Below are 20,772 nucleotides of genomic sequence, written 5' to 3'. Positions count from 1 at the left end.
CTCTTGTTTGGTAAAGTGCAACGTGGTAGGGTCTTTACCACTTGATAGAGGCGCGGGCACGAAGAGCCGCGGGCGAGTCGGCAGACTTTGACCCCGTGGGGAGGCGAAACCCGCCGAACTGGGTTTTTCGGGCACGAACAGCCTGGTGGGCCTGCGGGAAACACCCGCAGGACTGTCTGCAGCAATGCGGGAGCGCTATCCGGACATTGGGTCCACGCTATGCGGATTCGATGCGCAGGTAGCGCCGTCTGGATAGCGAGGTTTACGGGACATGTCATTGACTCCCAACGAGGCATATGCGGCAAAGAAGCCGTTTGTGGACAAGGAAACGCTCGAGCATATCGTTGAGCAGTTCCCCACGCCGTTTCATCTATACGACGAGGCGGGCATCCGCCGCAACATGCAAGAAGTACGCGACGCCTTTGCATGGAACCCGGGCTTTAAGGAATACTTTGCCGTCAAGGCCAACCCTAACCCGGCACTTATCTCCATCCTCAACGAATACGGCTGCGGCTGCGATTGCTCGAGCTATACCGAGCTCATGATCGCCCGCTCACTGGGCATCACCGGCCACGACATCATGCTCTCGTCCAACGACACGCCGGCAGCCGACTTTGAGCTCGCCGACAAGCTGGGTGCCATCGTCAACTTTGACGACATCAGCCACATCGAGTTCTTTGAGCACGTTGCGGGGCCAATCCCCAAGACGGTCAGCTGCCGCTTTAATCCGGGCGGTCTGTTCCAGCTCTCCAACGGCATCATGGACAACCCGGGCGACTCCAAATATGGCATGACCACCGAGCAGCTTTTCGAGGCCTTCCGCATGCTCAAGGCCAAGGGCGCCGAGGACTTTGGTATCCACGCATTCCTTGCCAGCAACACCGTCACCAACGACTACTACCCCAAGCTCGCGCGCATCCTCTTTGAGCTTGCCGTGCGCCTGGAGAGCGAGACCGGCGCACACGTCGCCTTCATCAATCTGTCCGGCGGCGTCGGTATCCCCTATCTGCCCGAGCAGCAAGCCAACGACATCCACGCCATCGGTGAAGGGGTACACACGGCCTACGACGAGATTCTGGTTCCCGCCGGCATGGGCGATGTGGCGATCTGTACCGAGATGGGCCGCTTTATGATGGGCCCCTATGGGTGCCTGGTCACCAAGGCCATCCACGAGAAGCAAATCTACAAGGACTATATCGGCGTGGACGCCAGTGCCGTCGACCTCATTCGTCCCGCCATGTATGGCGCTTACCACCACATCACGGTGATGGGCCAGCCGGGTGGCGACGACAAGACCACAACGCCCGTTACGGACACCTACGACATCACGGGCAATCTGTGCGAGAACAATGACAAGTTCGCCATCGACCGCGAGCTGCCGCATATCGACATGGGCGACCTGCTCGTGATTCACGACACCGGCGCGCATGGCTACTCCATGGGCTACAACTACAACGGCCGTCTGCGCTCCGCCGAGGTCCTGCTGCGCCCCGATGGCTCGGCAGACCTCATCCGCCGCGCCGAGCGCCCGGGCGATTACTTTGCCACGCTCGACGTGCTGCCGTGCGGCCGCGAGCTGCTGGCCAAATCGCGCGCCGATGCCGCCCGCCGTCGCGCTCAGGACGAGCGCCTAGCAGTCGCCGCCCAATGGAACAAACGCGTCCAGATCGCGGAAGCGAAGGAGAAGAACATGGATATCCGCAATCTCGAGGGCTCAATCGTCGCCCTTGTCACGCCGTTTAAAAAGGACGGCAGTGTCGACTTTGACGCGCTTGAGCGCCTTATCGATTTCCACCTGCAAAATGGCACTGACGCCATCCTCACCCTGGGCACCACCGGAGAGAGTGCCACGATGACCGACGACGAGGACAACTCCGTTGTCGCCGCAGTGGTCAAGCAGGTTGCGGGCCGCGTCCCCGTTATTGCCGGCTCGGGCTCTAACTCCACGCAAACCATGCTCACTAAGTCGCTCACTTACCAGGGCCTGGGTGCCGATGGTCTGCTGCTCATTACCCCCTACTACAACAAATCTAACGAAGAGGGCATCTACCAGCACTTTAAGACCGTGGCCGACGCCGTGGACATCCCCTGCATTTTGTACAACATCCCCGGCCGCTGTGGCTGCGGTATCAGCGAGCGCAACGTAGAGCGCTTGGCCGCGCACCCCAACATCATGGGCATCAAGGAGGCCTCGGGCAACGTCGCCTACGCGGCCAAGATCGCCCACCTGCTGTCCGATGACTTCCGCATGTACTCGGGCGAGGATGCACTCACCGTGCCGCTCATGAGCCTAGGCGCTTCGGGTACCATCAGCGTGTGGGCCGACGTACAGCCGCAGCTCGTGCACGACATGTGCCGCGCCTATCTGGACGGCGACGTAGCGCGCGCCCGCGATATCCAGATTGCCGGCCAGCCGCTCATCAACGCCCTCTTTAGCGAGGTCAACCCCATCCCCGTTAAGGAAGCGCTCGCCCAGATGGGCATGATCGAGGCAAACTACCGTATGCCGCTATGCCCCATGGCAGACGACACGCGAGCCGCACTTACCGATACTCTGAAGGGAGCTGGTCTGCTTGATTAAGACCGTCATTATGGGAACGGGCCGCATGGGCTCGCTCATCCGCACTACCGCCGAAGGAATTGTCGACGCCGCCGGGCAGCCCGCTTTTGATATCGTGGCCCAGATTGGCTTCGATTTGAGCGAGCTCGAGAACGCACCGGCTGCCGATGTGATTATCGACTTCTCGAACGTCGTGACCTTCGACGCCGTCGTCGCCCATGTCGAGCGCACGGGCACGGCGTTGGTCTCGGGCACCACAGGCTACACTCCCGAGCAGATGGACCGCCTGCGTGAGCTGGGCCAGAACGCCCGCGTTATGCACTCGGGCAATTACTCCATCGGCATCGCTGCCCTGCGTCATCTAGTGGCCCAGGCCACGCGTGAGCTGCCCGGCTTTGACTGCGAGATTGTCGAGACGCACCACAACCAAAAGGTTGACGCCCCCAGCGGCACCGCCAAGCTGCTGCTCGACGCCGTAGTCGAGGCCGAGCCCGAGGCAGGCTACCACCCCGTCTACGGACGCGAGGGCATGTGCGGCGCGCGCGACCCCAAGGAAATCGGTATGCACTCGTTGCGCGGCGGCACCGTCGCCGGCGTGCACGAGGTGAGCTTCTTTGGCCAGGACGAGGAGGTCACGCTCACGCACCGTGCCACGAGCCGCCAGATCTTCGTCAACGGCGCCCTGGCCGCCGCCCAGAAGCTCGTCACCCGCGAGCCCGGCTTCTACACGTTCGACCAGATCATGTTTGCCTAACCAGGTATCAACCGGATCCACCCAAAGGAGAGACAGCATATGAGCAACGCAGCCGAGATGGATGCACAGGAGATTATCAACTACATCGCCACCGCGCCCAAGAAGACGCCCGTCAAACTGTACGTGCGCGAAAAGCCCGGCATGGAGGTTGCCTGGGGCGACGCGCATGTCTACGGCGGCCGTCGCGGCAAGACCGTCTTTGGCGACTGGGACGAGCTCAAGGCAATCCTCGACGCCAACGCCGACTCCATCGACTACTACGACGTAGAGAACGACTGCCGCAACTCCGCCGTGCCCATGCTCGACCTTAAGGGCATCAACGCCCGCATCGAGCCGGGCGCGATCATCCGTGACCGCGTCGAGATCGGCGATCGCGCCGTCATCATGATGGGCGCCATCATCAACATCGGCTCCGTCATTGGCGAGGGCTCCATGATCGACATGGGCGCCGTGCTGGGCGGCCGCGCCACCGTGGGCAAGAACTGCCACATCGGCGCCGGTACCGTGCTGGCAGGCGTCGTGGAGCCCGCCAGCGCCACACCTGTCATCATCGAGGACGATGTCATGATCGGCGCCAACGCTGTAGTCCTGGAAGGCGTGCGCGTGGGCAAGGGTGCCGTCGTGGCCGCCGGTGCTGTATGTGTCGAGGATGTCCCCGCCGGCGCCGTCGTGGCCGGTGTCCCCGCCCGCGTCATCAAGATGCGCGACGAGAAGACCGACAGCAAGACCGGCCTCGAGGAAGGCCTGCGCCAGCTGTAGGGTTACGCGGTTTTACCAAACCGCGTAACGGCTCGACGCTCCAAACGACCCAGAGCGGCAATCTGACGTTCAATCGTCGGTCGCGTACCGAAATACGCTTCCCTCCTCTTTCATGTCACCTTGCTCGCTCTGGGTCGTTTTCGCTGACTTATGCTCAACCTGCAACGTGATTAAGCCCCAAGTAAAAAGGCCGAAGCCCTCGTCCGAGGCTTCGGCCTTCCCTATCTCAGGGTTCCGTCGTATTCAACCATGGCGGGTCGCTTTGACAGGCGCCCTGCGGCCGTCTTATAGACCTCGGAACGGTCACGCCGCCCAATTGCTACAATCTCGGCAATCTCAACTGTTCCGTCCTCTCGAATTCGAAAAATCATTCGGAGTCCCGCGTTTCGCCATTTGATCTTTTTGCAGCCGGCGAGCTCGCCGTGAAGCGGCGTTCCGATTTCATCGGCGCGCGTCTTTAATTTTTCTATTGCAATGCGCACGAGTCTTCGCTGAGAACCATCAAGCTTTTGATATTCCTTCTCGACATCTCGATTCAAAAAGCCGATGACAAAATGTCCACTCATTCGAAAAGGTCCTCGTCGGAAATCGCGTCGGGATCCATTGACTCAAACTCTGCGAGCTCCTCAGGAGTTAAGGCGTCCTCAAACGGAATAAACTCGTGCGGACCGTTCTTGATTCGGTCCGCCGCGATGCGATCAATCTCAAGTTCGCGCAGATACTGCAGCGCACCGTACATTTCCTCATAGGCGGCATAATCGACAATCACGGTATCGATATCGTTATGGTCTGCAATGAATTGCGGGGCACGCTTGGCGCGCTTGCGTATGGCGGATAAAGACTTGCTTGCTTCGGTAGCAGAAACAACCTGGTCTTTCGTAAACACCGGTTTTTCCAGAACAAGTGGGGACATTTTTGACCTCCAAAAAAATAGTCTGGATTATATTTCCAAGTATACATCGAAATATAATCCAGACTTTTATTCAAGAGTAAAAAGCTTTATCGATTCTCGATGCTGCCAATATTCTTGAGCTCGATGGAGATGAGGCCGTTGGGTTCGTTGACGAACTCGATGTACTCGGAGTTCGAACCCATCTCGGCCGGGAAGCTGATCTCGATACCCGTGTCGGTACGAATCTTGTGATTGCGTACGGCCGCGCGCTCGACTTGCTTGCGCTCCACGGGCACGCGCTCGGGCACCTTCTCTTCGGTCAGTGCCGCGCGTACGCTTTCCTTGATGACCGGCTCGTCCTCAAAGACCTCGTCGACGATATCCCAAGGCGGCAGTTCCTCGTCATCCTCGACCTTCTCGGCAACGGCAGCTTTGACCTTAGCCAGTGCCACAGCTGTGTTAGCACCGTGCTCCTCGGCGACTTCCTCGACCACACGCGTCACGGTGTCGATGACCTCCTTGCCCGATACGCCCGTGTCGCACTGCAGCAGGCCATCGGGGATAAGCATACGGTCCTCACCGGCAATCTTGCGCTTCTTGTCCACATAACCGATCTCCATGGTGCTCGCGCGCACGATGGCATAGCTTGGCACCTTTTGTGAAGGATTCGGCAGGATAGCATAGTGGCGCGTGATGTCGTTGCGCACCTCGCCCTCCTCGCGGCCCACTTCGTGCATAAAAGCCTGCTTGGAGCCCAGCAACATCACGGCAAACCAGCGGGCATCCTCGTCGTCGTCAAAGTCGGCCACGAGCACATCGGTGGACTCGGCTTTTTCGGCCTTGGTGAGCTCGGAGGAAATGAACTCCGCAATCTGCTGCGACAGGTCCACGAACTCGCGCTCGCCAAAGAAATAGCCCTTGAGCTCGCCGCCGAATGCGGAGTTCTCGGCAAACGTGGCGCGCTTGTTATCGGCAGATGTACGGGCACGGCGCAAATGTGTGGTCACAAAGTTGCGCACGGTGCGGCTCTCGATATCGAGCTCTCGCTGGCTCATGACGTTGACGGCAGAGTCAAAGTCCAGGATATGCAGAATCGCGTGATTGATTTTCATATACGGCATTCCGTTCTAGATCGAATTGAGCACGAACCAGTATAGCGGTCGAGCCCGCCCCAGGCGCATCGAAGATTGGTGCATCGGGGACAGGTTGCTTTGCACCAATGGCTAGCGCAGGAGCTCGGACTGCCAAGCCTCGAGCTGTTCTGCCAAACTCTTGCCGGCAGCGGGCATGTCGATCTGGGGTCGTTTGGGCAGCAGTGCGCATTTAAGGATTGCCGCGATGGTCTGCGAGACAAAGCGTCGCGTATCCTTGTCAAAGCCTTGCGCAGTCTGGAGCATCACGGGCAGGCTCTCGCGCAGATTCCCGGCGATATCCGCAAACCGCTCAGCACCCGTAGCCTCAAGCACGGAGAACAACGCATCTACGAAACGCTCGCGCTCGCTAGGCGACACCGCAAGCAGCATCTCGCGAATGGAGCCATCAACGTATCGAGCACCGGCGGACAGGCGCTCACAGTACACGAAGTCGCGACCATCAACCACCCAGCTAAAGGGATTGTGCTGCAGCAGGCTGAACTCGGTGCTCTCAACGATGGCATAGTCCTCCTGCGTCTCGAACATCATGCCAAAAATCGACGACCGAGGTAGCGTCTTGTCGATTCGACTGGATAGATCAGCGAAGGCGCTGCCGTTCAGAAACTCCTCGACGAAGCCCGGACCATCATGGGAATACGCCCGTTCGATTCGCTCACGGGCGACATCGGAGCACATCGCCGCACCGTACACCGCAAGGTTTCCACCCTTGGAATGACCTCCGCACAAAAGCGGCCCGTCAATCGTATCCGCTGCCTCGTCCACATAACGCGCCGCGGATTCCTGGGCCGGCACAGGACACCGGAACGCCATGTTAAAGTCCTCTTTCCAGCCCACAATCGTGCTGTCGGTCCCCCGGAAGGAAAGATAGCTAAACCCCGCCGGAAATCGGAACGTCATAGCCGCAAACTGCTCTGTCACCACCACATCGCTCACGGCACGATAGCCGCAAACGTGCACGCCACGGTAGCGAGGGCTTGCTGCCGCGGCCTCCAACAAGGCCCTGCTCCCCTCCGAATCCCACAGGTCGCCAATCATGTCCCGGTAGCACTCGGCACGCAGCAGCTCGCGTACGTCAAGACCCTGCCAGCCGGTAAGCTCCGGCATATCCCCCGGCAAACGCAAATAGGACAGCCACGCAAAGACCAGGCTATCCACAGCGCAGAACGACCGTTCCTCAAACGGATCAAACGCCGTCTGGGCATAGGTCAAAAAATTAGGCGAATCCGACATGGCTCTCCCATCAACAATGGCGCAAAGCAACCTGTCCCCCTTGCACCAAAAAGGCGCCCGGGTCGTGTGGACCCAGGCGCCTTCATTGTAGCTTGCTGGCAAACGAGCCTAATTTAGCAGGAGAAGTCGACGCTGTCGATGATGTCCTTGAGGGCCTTGGCGGAGACGGTGAGCTCATGCTGCTCGTCATCGTTCAGCGGCACGGGAACGCGGCAGACAACGCCGTCGCGGCCAACGACGGTCGGCATGGAGATGGCAAGATCGGACAGGCCGTACTCGCCCACCATGAGCGAGGAGACGGGCAGAACGGTCTGTTCATCGCGCATGACGGCAGTGCAGATGCGCTTAACGGCCATGGCGACGCCGTAGTAGGTGGCGTGCTTCTTCTCGATGATGGTGTAGGCGGAGTTCTTGACGTCCTCGGCGATGCGCTTCTCGGCAGCCTCATGCTCCAGATGGCCGTGAAGCTCGCAGAAGGTGTTCAGCGGAACGCCGGCAACCTGAGCGCTGGACCAAGCGACAAACTCGGAGTCGCCGTGCTCACCCATGACGTAGGCCTGAACGTCGCGCGGATCGACCTCGACGTGAGCGCCGAGCATCTGCTGCAGACGGCCGGTGTCGAGCACGGTGCCGGATCCGATGACGTGGCCCTCGGGCAGACCGGACATCTTGATGGCGGCATAGGTCAGAACGTCGACCGGGTTGGAGACGATGAGCAGAATGCCGTCAAAGCCGGACTTCTTAATCTCGGGAATAATGGACTTAAAGATGTTGACGTTCTTGTTGACCAGGTCTAGGCGGGTCTCGCCGGGCTTCTGGGCAGCTCCAGCGGTGACGACGATCATGGCGGCGTCGGCGACATCGGAATAATCGCCGGCATAGATCTTCATCGGCTCGGCAAACGTCATGCCGTGCGCGATATCCAGAGCCTCACCCTCAGCGCGGTTCTTGTCCACGTCGATGAGGACCATCTCGGAGAACAGACCACTCTGCATCAGCGCGAACGCCGAAGACGAACCGACGAAACCGCAGCCGACAATAGCGACCTTCTTCTCGTTAACCATTAGAAACTCCCATCTCTCTCCACAAACAAGCCGCCCGGGAACGACCCGAGCGGCTTGCCGTAATCCCAATACATCCAATCGGGACTTTGATTATGCTCCTATTCGCAGCCAAATATCGACCGTTTACCGAAATTATTTGCAGGATTCGTAAAATAACTGCACGAAATCGGTTTCGAGCTATTGACGAGCCGAAATAGCTTTCTAATACAGGCCCGCCTCGCGAATGGCCTCGACAGCCAAAGCGATCTGGTCGGGCGGCAAGACCAGCGCCATGCGCACATGCCCCTCGCCCGAAGGACCAAAGCTCGCGCCCGGCGTCACCACGACGCCGGCCTTCTCCATAAGCTCCTCGCAAAACGCCATGGAATCGGTGCGACCACCGGGAAGCTTGGCCCACACAAACATAGAGCCATGCGCGTTGGGACGCTCCCAGCCCAGGCCCTCAAGACCGTCGCACAGGGCATCGCGGCGCTCCTGGTACTTCAGACGCTGCGCCTCGACCTCATCGCGCGGACCGTTCAGGCAGGCGATGGCGGCCTTCTGGATCGGGAAGAACATACCGAAGTCGATCTGGCCGCGCAGCTTGGCAAAGGCAGAGACCACATCCTCGCGGCCGACCAAAAAGCCGATACGCGCACCGGTGACGTTAAACGACTTGGAGAGCGAGAAGAACTCAACGCCCACCTCGAGCGCGCCGGGATACTGCAAGAAGCTGCCGCCCGGCTCGCCGTCGAACACGATGTCGGAGTACGCGTTGTCATGGACGATGAGCAGGTCGTGCTCGCGGGCGAAAGCGATGATCTCCTCGTAGACCTCGGGCGTACCCACCGAGCCGACCGGGTTCGCGGGCAGCGACACGATCATATATTTGGCACGATCAGCAACCTCGGGATCGATACCCGCCACATAGGGCAGGTAATTATGCTCGGCAACCAGCGGATAGTATTCGAGCTTGGCATCGGCGATCTTGGCACCCGCCTCAAAGACCGGGTAGCACGGATCGGGAACCAGAATGGTGTCACCCGGATCGAGCAGGGCCAGGCCCAAATGGCCCACGCCCTCCTGCGTGCCGTTGCACGACTGCACCATAGACGGCGTAATGCCCGAAACGCCAAAGCGGCGCTCATAGTAATCGCACACGGCCTGCTTGAGTTCGGGCAGGTCGCGCAGGGCGTACTTCCACATCTCGGGATCCTGGGCGGCTTGTGTGAGCGCCTCGACCACGTGGTCATACGGCTTAAAGTCGGGCGTGCCCACGCTCATGTTGTAAATGGTCTTGCCCTGAGCCTTCAGCGCGAGAAGTTTGTTGTTGAGCGAGGCGAAGACCTCCGCGCCAAAGCGATCGAGACGCTGCGATGCCTGCATGGTGCCACCTTTCGATATAAAAAAACGCGGCGCTCCGACAAGAGCGCCGCGCGATACGGGCCATCAGATTGCAAAAGTGTAACGCTTGCCACCCCCGTATTGGTTCAATTTAGCCAACCTTAGTCAATTGGATTGAGCGCGTCGATCTGCGCAAGCCACAGACGCGAGCTGGCGTCACTCGGCATACGCCAATCGCCGCGCGGGCTGAGCGTCACCGAGCCCACCTTAGGACCATCGGGCAGGCAGCTGCGCTTAAACTGCTGGGCAAAAAAGCGACGGTAGAACGTACGCAGCCACGTGTGGACGGTCTTGGCGTCGTAGACGCCCTCGAAGCTCTTGAGCGCCATGCGGTAGATCTTGCCCGGCTCAAAGCCAAAACGCAGCAGGTAGTAGAGGAAGTAGTCGTGCAGCTCGTACGGGCCCACCAAATCCTCAGTCTTCTGCGCAATCTCGCCGTCGCCCGTGGGCGGCAGAAGCTCGGGGGACACCGGTGTATCGAGGATGTCGAGCAGCGTCTCGGCAATACGCCCGCCAAAGACATCAGCCGCATAGCGCACCAGATGGCGCACAAGCGTCTTGGGCACGCTCGCGTTGACGGCATACATGCTCATGTGGTCGCCGTTATAGGTAGCCCAGCCAAGCGCCAACTCCGACAGGTCGCCCGTACCGATGACAAAACCGCCGGCCTGATTGGCCAGGTCCATCAGAATCTGCGTACGCTCGCGGGCCTGGCTGTTCTCGTAGGTCACGTCCTGGACGGTCGGATCGTGCTCGATGTCCTTAAAATGCTGCTCCACGGCTGCATGGATCGAGACTTCGCGGAAGCTCACGCCTAGGTCGCGAGCGAGCGACTCGGCATTGGACTTAGTGCGGTGCGTGGTGCCAAAGCCGGGCATGGACACGGCCGTGATACCGGTGCGCGGCAGGCCCAAGGCGTCGAACGCACGCACGGTCACGAGGAGCGCCAGCGTGGAGTCCAGGCCGCCCGAAAGGCCGATGACGGCCGCCTTGGTGCCCGTATGGGCAAGGCGAGTCTTGAGGCCAGCAGTCTGCAGATTGAGAATAGTCTCGCAGCGCTCGGCCAGATCACCGTGGTCGGCCGGCACAAAAGGCGCGCGAGGGAAAACGCGGTCGATATCGCAGGCATCGCGCAGAACAGGCTCTTTGGCCAGCACGCCCTCAAACGAAAACTCAACGGTCGTGGCCTCCAGCGCATCGTCCGCGCGTGTCCACGTCGTCGAGCGACGGCGCTCGGCAACCAGGCGGTCGAGGTCGACATCGGCAACCGCCATATCACAGGTGAGCAGCTTGGTAGCAGCGAGCTTCGAGCCATTTTCATAGATAAGGTTCTCACCCGCAAAGACCATGTCGGTCGTGGACTCGCCCTCGCTCGCGTCCGCGTAAGCATAGGCGCAGTACAGGCGCGCGCTCTGATTGGAGATGAGGCTGCGGCGGTAATCTGCCTTGCCGATAATCTCGTCCGAGGCCGACGGGTTAAGGATCACCGTGGCACCGGCAAGTGCCATCTCAGTCGAGGGGGGCGCCGGCACCCACAGGTCCTCGCACACCTCGACGCCCAGCACCAGATCCTCGGCACCCTCATCACAACAGCGGTAGACAAGTCCCGAACCAAGCGGCACCGGACCCTGATCGGCAAATTCAACCCACACGGGATCGATAGGCGCCGGAGCAAACCAGCGGCGCTCATAAAACTCGTCGTAGTTGGGCAGATACTTTTTGGCCGTAAGGCCCAAAAGCTCGCCCGCGCAACACACAGCGGCGCAATTGTAAATGTTCTCGGCAACTGCAACGGGAAGACCGATGGTAAAGACGATCGGCAGCTCACGGGTTTTATCGAGAATGCGCACCAGCGCCGCCTCGCAAGCATGCAGCAGCGTGCGGTTATGGAACAAATCAGCCGCGGTATAGCCGCACAGGTTGAGCTCGGGCAGCACGAGCGCACGAACGCCGCGCTCGGCAGCATCGCGAACAGCCGCCAGCGCAACCTCGGCATTGCCCTCGACATCGGCCACGCGAATCTGCGGCGACGCCGCCGCGACCCGCAGAAAGCCGTCGTTTGCTTTCGCGCACACGGCGCCCGTCTGGTTGAGCTCTGTATCCATAGCATGCTCCTTGCGCATAAAGGCGATTCTTATGGGCACCATTGTAGCGCCTTGCCTGCGCGCCGTCGTTTTAGGCGCGCTGCGCATATCTAGGACAGCAGGATGGGGCACGAATAGTTACCTGAAATACGTACAGCGGGAGGTGGCCACAAAAGCCGCCTCCCCACTCTCAGCTAGCGTGCCAGCACGTACTGATAGGTATCCCCCATGGGTACAAAGCTCACCGGCACCTTGGCAGAATCCAATCCCGCCCCCTCGAGCGCACGCGGCACCCAGGTTGCCATGTATTCCATGCCTGGTTCCTCGCCGTTGAAATGCCCCATGTGAATAATGCACTTGCCCTGGCCGAGCATCGCGGCGTCGCGCACGTATTCGCTCGCCGTAAAATCGATAAGTTCCATGGCAAGCAGGCAATCGATGCCCTCGGCGTCCATCTTGTTGAGCGTCTCGGTATCACCCGCAGGATGTCCCAAGATATGCATGGGAATGCGCACGCGGCGCACGGGAGCATCCATGTCGCCAATCACACGCGTACCGGCAAGCCCCAAACGCTCGACAACATATGCCGCTAGCTCGCGCGCCGGCATCTCGGGAATCTCGAAATCCATGCAATCACGCTCGATGCGACAATCGAGCCAGCCGAGCTTATCGGCAAGCCCGTAGAAGATGCCATCAGCAAGGGAGCCGTCCGCCTCGAGCGGCACACCGGCATGAATGTAGTCATGACAGCGCCAAACCGCGCCGTCCCACTCTTCAAGCAGAGCAACCTTAGCCTTAAAAGAGGCATTACCAGCCACGACATCGCGATGATCGCCATGGTTCCAGAAGATCGCTTCGTGCGAGATAATCAGGTTGGCGCCCAGCTCCTTCGCACGGCGCACCACCTCGACCGTAGGCCAGATGCAGGTCACAACGCCCGTGCAGTCGCAGCCGAGCGCCCCGGCGCCAAAGGTCACTTGATCGCGCGTCGTCGCCGGATCGATGGGCTTGCCGGTAAAGGCATCCGTACTGGAACAATACCCCTTCACGGCCTCGATAACATCGTTGATGGTCATATGCGCTCCTATCGATAGTGGAAAACGACCCCGCAGGGCCGTTTTCCAAGTTTAAACACCACTGAGTTGATACTAGCGCTCGGAAACAGGACCATTTTCGAGCTCGTCCTCGGTAAACCCAAAGAAGAACGTAAGGGCAAAGGCCGCGATAAACCCTGCAGCACCGGCGATGCAGGCGTTGATGAAGTTCTGCACGTCACCGCCCACAAAGGCGAGCAGATTGAGAACATTGGAGGCAGCACCGGCAACGTAGACGCTCACACCGAGAGACATGCCCACGGCGCCCGCGACAAACGCGCCAGCGATAGCCATGGCAAAAGTGCGGCGATAGCGCAGCATCACACCGTAGATAAAGGGCTCGCCCACGCCGCCGACCATGTTGGCAATCACGTAGCCCAGGCAGAGGGCCTTCTCGTCTTTGTTGCGGAGCTTGAACCAAGATGCGACCTCAACGCCGTATGCTGCCCAGAGGCTCAGCGTGGTGGCAGGCAGGATAAACGAGTCGACACCAGTGGCCATAAAGTTGGCGATGGCGATCATGATGACAGCCACGTGCATGCCCGAGATTACCATGGGAAGCCAAGCAGCCGACAACAAGCCGGCACCGAGAATCGCGACAACACCACCCGTGGAACCGAACATCTCGAAGAATGCCGCCAAACCGTTACCGAGCCAAGAGCCAAGTGGCGCAAGAGCGCAAAGCGACACCGGCACCGTTACGAGCATTGTAAAGAACGGGGTGAACACAGTGGAGAGAGTATCGGGCATGACCTTCTTGAACAAGCGCTCGATATAGCTCATTGCCCAAACGGAGAGCAGGATGGGGATCACCGACTGTGTGTAGTTGCCCGCAACGCAGGGAATGCCATAGACGGAAAACGGAGCACCGTCCGCAGCCAGTTGAATCATCGTCGGATTAATGAGAATACCGCCCATAAACGCACCGAGCACCGGCGTCACGCCGATATTCTTGGCAGCGTTATAGCCCAGATAGATCGGCAGGAAGTAGAACGCGGAGTTATAGAGCATGTTCATCAGAACATACAGGTCACTTGTTTCGGAAATGGCGTTTGCCATCGTAGGACCGAGCACCACGGCGATGGTTTTGAAGAGACCGGAACACATGAGCACAGGAATCATGGGGACCATGGAGCTCGACAGGTAGTTAAGGATATTGTTGCCGATTACCTTGGGTGTAAGCTTTTCCTTGGGCTTATCAAGGTTCTCGTCGATGGCGTCTTGCTTGGCAAAACCGCCGAGCTTGCAGAGCTCATCGTAGACCTTGGGCACGTTCTGTCCCACGATCACCTGGAATTGCGTTCCCGAAATCTGGGCGCCAAGCACGCCGTTAATCTTTTTGATCTCCTTGATATCGGGGGCATCGATATCCTTGAGATTGAAGCGCAAACGCGTCATGCAGTGCGCAACAAACGTTACGTTTTCCTTGCCGCCGACGGCCTCGAGCACATCGGCCGCGATCTTCTTGTTGTCAGCCATAGCTGAACTCCCTTGCTTTTCCGGCACCCCACGTTTGCGCATTTGCGGGGCACGTCAATAACGACAGGCCTGACACCAGGCGATCCAAAAAGAAGGAAGAATGACAAAAACAGAAGAGCCCCGAAGCACAATACGGACAGGGAACTGTCTACGTCATGCTTCGAGACTCTTCTCGAATAACACCTTATGTGTGGCTTACTTTAAGGCCGGAATCTCCAAGGCGTTCACCAAAAAGGTTGTCCAATCCGGCAAACGGTCAAAATACGGCGGCAAACGGTGCCCTACATACGCGATCCCGCGCAGACGCGGTTGACATGGAGCATCAGGTAGACCTTCTCCTCGTCGGTGAGCTCGGCACCAAAGCGCTCGGCGATAAGCTCGGCCATGCGGTCCACGCACACGGCCACATCGGGATGTTGCTCGCAGAGCGGCCCATAGAGCGAGCCGTTCTCAGTATTGAGGGGCTCGCCGCTCTGCACGCGTTCAAGCAGGTAACGCACGTGCGTGGCATAACGGCAGAAGTCAAAGCCGTCACGGTCGACGCTCACACCAAGCTGAGATTCAATAATCTTGGTAAACTTCTCAAGGAGCGCCTCATCCTTGCGGACAGTGTTGGACTTGGCCTTGGAGGAAGATGCCACCACGCTGTTGACAATGCAAAGTGCGATGCCGCTCGCCTCGCTCGGCGGCATCTTGATGTTGAACTCGCGATTGATGCCCCCAAGCGCAAACTTTGCGATTTTGTACTCGATGGGATACATCTGCTGCACGTCATAGGAAAGCGGCATCTGAACAAACATGTGCTCGCGGCAGCGCTTGATGGCAAAGGCGATGTGGTCGGCCATGGTAAAGGGCAGGTTGGCCGAGAGCTCACGCGAGATGTTGGAGCGCGCGATATCGGCGATCTGAGCGGAAAACTCCATCACCTGCGGATCAATTTCGTCGAGGAGCGCCAGATAGCGAGAGTCGACGCCGTAGAACGTGCGCTCGATCTTGTCGAGCGTGACCTCGTCGGGGCCGTCGGGAAACCCGATGCCACGCCCGAGCGCCACAAGCTCGCGCCCCTTAGCGTTGACGCAGATAACCGTATTGTTGTTTATTCGCTTAAGAATCTTCATGCTGCTCCCCACTTGGCACGGGAGTGCCACGTGGTTGATTATTTCATGCAGAATCAAAATCGGTCAACAGGCACCGTTAGGAAAAGCCCTTGCAAGGCGAGTCTCGATTCTCATTTTCAGGGTATCCCACAGCGCCAAGAGGGCGCGGGCGACGGTCGCCTCCATTGTACTGTCAAGTTCAATCAGTGCTGATGGGGCGGGCTCATGATTAAAATTGAAAAAGAGAAGTCAGAATAGCGTTTAACAGTAGAACGAAATCTCGTCCAAAAGGAAAAACGCCTTCCATTTAGAGCAGATCAATTCATGCTGAGCGGCGATAATTTCGCAGAGATCGTCTAGCGTGCTCCGGGGGATCTTCGCTTTGTTACCAGCGACAATGCAACCACCCCTGCGAGTCAGCCAGATTTTGCTGAGTTATCTGAAGGCGCCCCCTTGCAAACATGAACATGTATCGGCTCGCCCGCTTCGTTGGACCAAAAGAAGACCCGATAGCCGCCAATAAGAAATAGGCTAGGCAACTTTTGCTCCTCCGCTTGCGGCGTAGCGATACAGCAGATGGGCGTTATTGCTCAGAAAAGTCTCAAAGCCTCGCTTCTCCTCGTCGGTGAAACGCCCCTCCCACATGGTCCAATTGTAAGAAGGCAGCTCACAACGAGCAGAGTCGAAGCCCTCTGCCGTCGGTCGTTCAAAATGCACGATAACCTTTTCGATATCGCCATCTGTAATCAGGTCAGAATGAATGACCTCGGTTCCATCTTCGAATGTCATATACGGGTACATCACGTAAACCACCTCGCAAACATAAAACCAGTTTAGCATCAAGCTATTGCACCAAAGACAGCAGGGACCCTTGATGAGTTGATGGTATCTGTTAAATGACACGTACGATTCACATCTGGTGGGTACCCTGATGGCTACATAAAACGAAGCAGATTTACACCGGGAGGACCCCGTATGACGACCAAGTACACCGACGCGCCGCGCACGCGCGTCATGACACCGGCCGCGCTCAACAACGGCGTGCACGAGAACCATTCCATCGGACAAACCATGGCCATCGCGCCCAAAAAGGGCCTGTTCGACGACATTTCCATTCCCCAAATCATCGCCGGCGCCGCAGCTGCTGCCACGAGCGTCGCGCTTGCTTCCAAGATCGGCATCGCTGGTTCAGTAATTGGTGCCGCCGTGAGCTCGGTCATCACCGTTGTGTCCTCGCAGGTCTACCGCCACTTTATCTCCGCCAGCGCCGAAGCAATCAAGAGCACGCACGCCGCTGTCGACTACCCTGCCGGCGCCTACGAGCCCGTTGAGCCCAATGTCGAGGAGCACCTGGGCGGCGCCGCGACTACGCAGGAGATGCGCCAGATTGCGGGGCGCGCGACCACGGCGCGCGTCGCCCCCAACAGCCTGCGCGCCAAGGCCGCTGCAGAGCGCAGCCAGACGCAAAAGAAGGTCATCGTCTTCTCGATCGCTATCGCCATCGTCGCGGTCATCGCCTGCGCCGGCGCCATCCTTATCACCACCGCCGGTGAGGGTCTGGGCGAGCGTCCCGAGCCAATCCTGTCGTCGCGCACGACCGAGAGCGATGCAAATGGCAACACCCAGTCGCAGGATCAGCAGGCACAGACGGACGACACGCAAGACAGTTCCACCTCTGCCAATTCGTCCTCGAACACCCAAAACCAATCGCAGGGCACCGATTCCTCTACGGCCAACAGTGGCACGCCGTCCGGCACGACCGACTCAAGCCAAACGACCGACGGTTCTCAGCCGAGCACGGGCGACCAGACGAGCGACACCACGTCGGGAACGGGCACAGCAAACAGCAGCAACAGCAATTCGAGTGGCACCACATCGGGCACGGCATCTGACAGTTCAAGCCAAGGCACGACATCGGGCAACTAGGCACTGCATCCCCAGATAGGCAACCTGTACAACGGGCGCGAATCGACAGCGGTTCGCGCCCGTTTGCCTTGGGCGCCGTCATGGCGAGCGCCATGCGATGGTAAGATGCTTTACATGTGTAAAGAGGAGATTTGCCATGAGCAAGACAATAGTTAGGCCCACGCTTTCGCTGGGCAACCACATCTATCTGTATCGCCTGCTGCGCGATGCGATTGGATGCGGCAAGCAAACGTTTATGACGCAGGTCGAAGAGGCTCTCGCCGCTGGCGACATGACTGCTTATGACCTGGGCTTCGAGTCCACGCGCGAGTTGCTCGAGGAACTCGACGACTGCATTAAGCTGACCGTCTTTAAGGGCGGTCGCCTGTATGCCACCGTCATCGCCAACGAGGCATGGGATGCCGCCCTTGCCAAGGGCGAGGACAAGCCCAAGGCTGCCAAGGGCGCCAAGCAGTCCTACAAAAAGAAGAAACGCGGTGAGAAGGACCTCAAGGCCGTGCGCCCCAAGCACGTTAAGCGTCCCGAGCCCGTGGCCGAAGTCGCTCCGGAGCCCGAGCCCGAGACAGAGATCGAAGTCGCTATTGAGGTAGCAGCAGAAGCCGAAACCGAAATCGCCGCCACGACCGATCCCGAAGTCATGGCTGAGCAGGAAGCCACTGCGGAGCTCGGCGAGGCTCCCAAGTCGACAACCGAAGAAGCCGCCGACCAACATGAGACGCCTGCGTTCCAAAACAGCGATGTCTTTGGCAACGAGGCCGAGGACGATCAGTCCGACGAGCCCGCCGATCAAGGCGCTACCGAGTCGGCACCGGAGCCCGAGACGCCGCAGCCCGCCATCTCGCTCACGGTCGTCTATGACCCCGAGAACGCCAACGCCGGCATCACCACCATGGCATCCACGCCGGTCGAGACAAAGCCGTCTGTCGAGGCAGAGGACGCCCCGCAAACCGATGCCACAACCGAGGCTGAAGGCACATCCGTCTCCGTGGAACCGACAGATTCCACAGCTAAGCCGGAACCGGTGCCTGAGTCTGCACCCGTCATCGAGTCCGTGCCCACCGCTGCTTGCGACCAAATTCCCGCACCAGCACCGGCTTCGGCGCCCATAGCGGCCCCAACCCCCGCACCCGTAGCGTCCGCCATCCCCGAGGACTTCCCCGTCGATTTCGCAACCGAGGTCTTCTGCCCCGGCCCGCTTCTGCACCAGCTGTCGACCTATCTCCCCTACGGCGCCGATACCCTCGGCATCGTCGGCGAGTACTACTGGATCGCCCGCGAGCTCGGCACCATCGAGGCCGGCCGTAACCGAGCGAGCTTTCCCCTGCGCTACACGCAGGCCGGCGAGCGCCGCGAGGTTACCGTGCGCATTCGCCGCAACACCGCCGGCGGCCTCGGAGCCACCTGGGCCATCGACAAGGTCGAAGAAGCCAACGAATAGGAAAACGCGGCGAACGTCACAAAAACGTTCGCCGCGTTTTTTCTCAGGTTGAGCAGAAGTCCATGTGACAAAGGGACTGTCCCTTTGTCACATCTAGTCGCGCGTGAGCTTGCGATGCACGCGATGCGGCTGGGCTGCGTCCTCGCCCAGGCGGGCGACGCGGTTCTCCTGGTAGGCCTCAAAGTTGCCCTCGAACCAATACCAGTTGCCGGGGTTCTCGTCCGTGCCCTCCCACGCCAGAATGTGCGTGGCCACGCGATCCAGGAACATACGGTCGTGGCTGATGACCACCGAGCAGCCCGGGAACTCGAGCAGCGCCGCCTCGAGCGAGGACAGCGTCTCGACATCGAGGTCGTTCGTGGGCTCGTCGAGGAGCAGCAGGTTGCCGCCCTGTTTGAGCGTGAGTGCCAGGTTCAGACGGTTGCGCTCGCCGCCGGAGAGCACGCCGGCGCGCTTCTGCTGGTCCTGGCCCTTAAAGCCAAAGCTCGCCACGTACGCGCGGCTCGGAACCTCGGTCTCGCCGACCATCATGTGGTCCAGGCCGTCCGAGACGACCTCCCACAGGTTCTTATCGGGGTCGATGCCGGAACGGTTCTGATCGACGTAGCTGATCTTGACGGTCTCGCCAATCTCGAGCTCGCCCGAGGTGAGCGGCTCCAGGCCCACGATCGTCTTGAACAGCGTGGTCTTACCGACGCCGTTGGGGCCAATCACGCCCACAATGCCGTTGCGCGGCAGGGTGAACGACAGATCATCGATGAGCACGCGACCGTCGAATTCCTTATGCAGGTGATGGGCCTCAAGCACCTTGTTGCCCAGACGCGGGCCCACAGGGATGCGGATGTCGGTCCAGTCGAGTTTCTGGCTGGCGCGGGCCTCGGCCTCCATCTCCTCGTAGCGAGCCAGACGGGCCTTGTTCTTGGCCTGGCGAGCCTTGGGCGAGCTGCGTACCCACTCGAGCTCGGCCTCCATGCGCTTGGCGAGCTTGGCGTCGCGGTTGCCCTGAGCCTCGATACGGGCGGCCTTGGTCTCCAGATACGTGGAGTAGTTGCCCTTGTAGGGATAAAGGTGGCCGCGGTCGACCTCGCAGATCCACTCGGCAACGTTATCCAGGAAGTAGCGATCGTGCGTGACGGCAAGCACCGCGCCCTGGTAGTTGTGCAGGAAGTGCTCGAGCCACAGGATCGACTCGGCGTCCAGGTGGTTCGTGGGCTCGTCGAGCAGCAGCAGGTCGGGAGCCTCGAGCAGCAGCTTGCACAGGGCCACGCGACGGCGCTCGCCGCCGGAAAGCACGTTGACCGGCATGTCGGAATCGGGCAGCTGCAGGGCGTCCATGGCCTGGCCGAGTTTGGAATCGATATCCCAGCCGTCGGCGGCGTCAATCTCGTCCTGGAGCTTGCCCATCTCTGCCATGAGGGCGTCCATGTCGCAGTCCGGGTCACACATCTCCTCGCCGATCTTATTGAAGCGATCGACCTTGGCGATCATGTCGCCAAACGCCATGCGCACGTTCTCGATGACGGTCTTGTCGTCGTCGAGCGGCGGCTCCTGCTGCAGGATACCCACGGTGTAGCCGGGGGTGAGCCTGGCATCGCCGTTGGAGACCTCCTCAATGCCGGCCATAATCTTGAGCAGGGTCGACTTGCCCATGCCGTTGGGGCCCACGACACCGATCTTGGCACCGGGGTAGAAGCTCAGGGTCACGTCGTCAAGGATTACCTTGTCGCCATGGGCCTTGCGAGCCTGATACATCTGGTAGATAAACTCCGCCATTTGCCTGTTTTATCCTTTCTACCTGCTGTTTCCCTATTCTTGATTCGCTTTAGTGGAAACGAAATGAGGAAACCAGCTCTGAAAC

Annotated in this window: 18 protein-coding genes and 1 riboswitch; of the genes, 5 read left to right on the top strand and 13 right to left on the bottom strand. The window is 59.6% G+C overall.

All coding sequences use genetic code 11. The features are described 5' to 3' along the window. Window positions 1-37: 37 nt before the first annotated feature. Window positions 38-206, top strand: a riboswitch (Lysine riboswitch). Window positions 207-271: 65 nt separating this feature from the next. Genes dapA through dapD form a run of 3 tightly spaced genes read left to right on the top strand, consistent with a single transcriptional unit; the run spans window position 272 to window position 4,073 of the window. After that, the gene (gene dapA / locus DXD49_RS09900; protein WP_117794501.1) at window positions 272-2,581 is read left to right on the top strand and encodes a 4-hydroxy-tetrahydrodipicolinate synthase; all 2,310 of its coding nucleotides are present in this window, start codon (window positions 272-274) and stop codon (window positions 2,579-2,581) included. Further along, entirely contained in the window at window positions 2,574-3,314 is a 741-nt protein-coding gene (gene dapB / locus DXD49_RS06220) for a 4-hydroxy-tetrahydrodipicolinate reductase (RefSeq protein ID WP_199568970.1), read from the top strand. The genes dapA and dapB overlap by 8 nt, the downstream gene beginning before the upstream one ends. A gap of 39 nt (window positions 3,315-3,353) precedes the next feature. Then, entirely contained in the window at window positions 3,354-4,073 is a 720-nt protein-coding gene (dapD, locus tag DXD49_RS06215; RefSeq protein ID WP_117763758.1) for a 2,3,4,5-tetrahydropyridine-2,6-dicarboxylate N-acetyltransferase, read from the top strand. Between the two features lie 221 nt (window positions 4,074-4,294). Here dapD and DXD49_RS06210 read toward each other — a convergent pair whose 3' ends face one another. The 12 genes from DXD49_RS06210 to DXD49_RS06155 form a co-directional block, all read right to left on the bottom strand. Next, window positions 4,295-4,639: a type II toxin-antitoxin system RelE/ParE family toxin gene (locus tag DXD49_RS06210; RefSeq protein WP_117794500.1), complete on the bottom strand. Its 345-nt coding sequence runs from the start codon at window positions 4,637-4,639 to the stop codon at window positions 4,295-4,297. Beyond that, complete coding sequence (locus DXD49_RS06205; RefSeq protein WP_117794499.1) at window positions 4,636-4,986, bottom strand: hypothetical protein; 351 nt, start codon at window positions 4,984-4,986, stop codon at window positions 4,636-4,638. The genes DXD49_RS06210 and DXD49_RS06205 overlap by 4 nt, the downstream gene beginning before the upstream one ends. Window positions 4,987-5,072: 86 nt before the next feature. After that, window positions 5,073-6,077 (bottom strand): nucleoid-associated protein, encoded by a 1,005-nt coding sequence (locus DXD49_RS06200; protein WP_117743492.1) that lies wholly within the window; start codon window positions 6,075-6,077, stop codon window positions 5,073-5,075. A 111-nt stretch (window positions 6,078-6,188) separates the two neighbouring features. After that, a complete protein-coding gene (locus DXD49_RS06195) occupies window positions 6,189-7,349 on the bottom strand; it encodes a DUF2974 domain-containing protein (RefSeq protein ID WP_117794498.1) in 1,161 nt (386 codons plus the stop codon). A 113-nt stretch (window positions 7,350-7,462) separates the two neighbouring features. Then, the gene (locus tag DXD49_RS06190; protein WP_117735270.1) at window positions 7,463-8,413 is read right to left on the bottom strand and encodes an L-lactate dehydrogenase; all 951 of its coding nucleotides are present in this window, start codon (window positions 8,411-8,413) and stop codon (window positions 7,463-7,465) included. Between the two features lie 201 nt (window positions 8,414-8,614). Then, a complete protein-coding gene (locus DXD49_RS06185; RefSeq protein ID WP_006234344.1) occupies window positions 8,615-9,778 on the bottom strand; it encodes a pyridoxal phosphate-dependent aminotransferase in 1,164 nt (387 codons plus the stop codon). 119 nt (window positions 9,779-9,897) lie between these two features. Beyond that, window positions 9,898-11,901 (bottom strand): NAD(+) synthase, encoded by a 2,004-nt coding sequence (locus tag DXD49_RS06180; protein ID WP_117794497.1) that lies wholly within the window; start codon window positions 11,899-11,901, stop codon window positions 9,898-9,900. A gap of 173 nt (window positions 11,902-12,074) precedes the next feature. Beyond that, complete coding sequence (locus tag DXD49_RS06175; protein WP_117794496.1) at window positions 12,075-12,956, bottom strand: Nif3-like dinuclear metal center hexameric protein; 882 nt, start codon at window positions 12,954-12,956, stop codon at window positions 12,075-12,077. Between the two features lie 72 nt (window positions 12,957-13,028). After that, complete coding sequence (locus DXD49_RS06170) at window positions 13,029-14,453, bottom strand: PTS transporter subunit EIIC (RefSeq protein WP_158564867.1); 1,425 nt, start codon at window positions 14,451-14,453, stop codon at window positions 13,029-13,031. A gap of 281 nt (window positions 14,454-14,734) precedes the next feature. Beyond that, window positions 14,735-15,571, bottom strand: a complete 837-nt coding sequence (locus DXD49_RS06165; protein ID WP_117794494.1) for a PRD domain-containing protein — start codon at window positions 15,569-15,571, stop codon at window positions 14,735-14,737. Window positions 15,572-15,966: 395 nt separating this feature from the next. Beyond that, window positions 15,967-16,089 carry a DUF4160 domain-containing protein gene (locus DXD49_RS10065; protein ID WP_199568968.1) on the bottom strand — a complete coding sequence of 41 codons (123 nt, stop codon included), beginning with the start codon at window positions 16,087-16,089 and terminating at the stop codon, window positions 15,967-15,969. Then, window positions 16,082-16,351, bottom strand: a complete 270-nt coding sequence (locus DXD49_RS06155; protein ID WP_117735274.1) for a hypothetical protein — start codon at window positions 16,349-16,351, stop codon at window positions 16,082-16,084. Before DXD49_RS06155 ends, DXD49_RS10065 begins: the two co-directional genes overlap by 8 nt. Window positions 16,352-16,525: 174 nt before the next feature. Between DXD49_RS06155 and DXD49_RS06150 the strand changes: the two genes are divergently transcribed. Both DXD49_RS06150 and DXD49_RS06145 read left to right on the top strand, forming a co-directional pair. Further along, window positions 16,526-17,476, top strand: coding sequence for a hypothetical protein (locus DXD49_RS06150; protein ID WP_117794493.1), 951 nt, complete (start codon window positions 16,526-16,528; stop codon window positions 17,474-17,476). Between the two features lie 136 nt (window positions 17,477-17,612). Next, window positions 17,613-18,914 carry a hypothetical protein gene (locus DXD49_RS06145; RefSeq protein ID WP_117794492.1) on the top strand — a complete coding sequence of 434 codons (1,302 nt, stop codon included), beginning with the start codon at window positions 17,613-17,615 and terminating at the stop codon, window positions 18,912-18,914. 93 nt (window positions 18,915-19,007) lie between these two features. Here DXD49_RS06145 and ettA read toward each other — a convergent pair whose 3' ends face one another. Then, window positions 19,008-20,687, bottom strand: coding sequence for an energy-dependent translational throttle protein EttA (gene ettA, locus DXD49_RS06140; RefSeq protein ID WP_117794491.1), 1,680 nt, complete (start codon window positions 20,685-20,687; stop codon window positions 19,008-19,010). Window positions 20,688-20,772: the final 85 nt, after the last annotated feature.

The sequence above is a fragment of the Collinsella sp. TM05-38 genome (assembly GCF_003466445.1).
In the GTDB taxonomy this organism is placed as follows: domain Bacteria; phylum Actinomycetota; class Coriobacteriia; order Coriobacteriales; family Coriobacteriaceae; genus Collinsella.
Note: the sequence above shows the minus strand (reverse complement) of the source record. Positions and strands in the feature narration are given on the sequence as shown.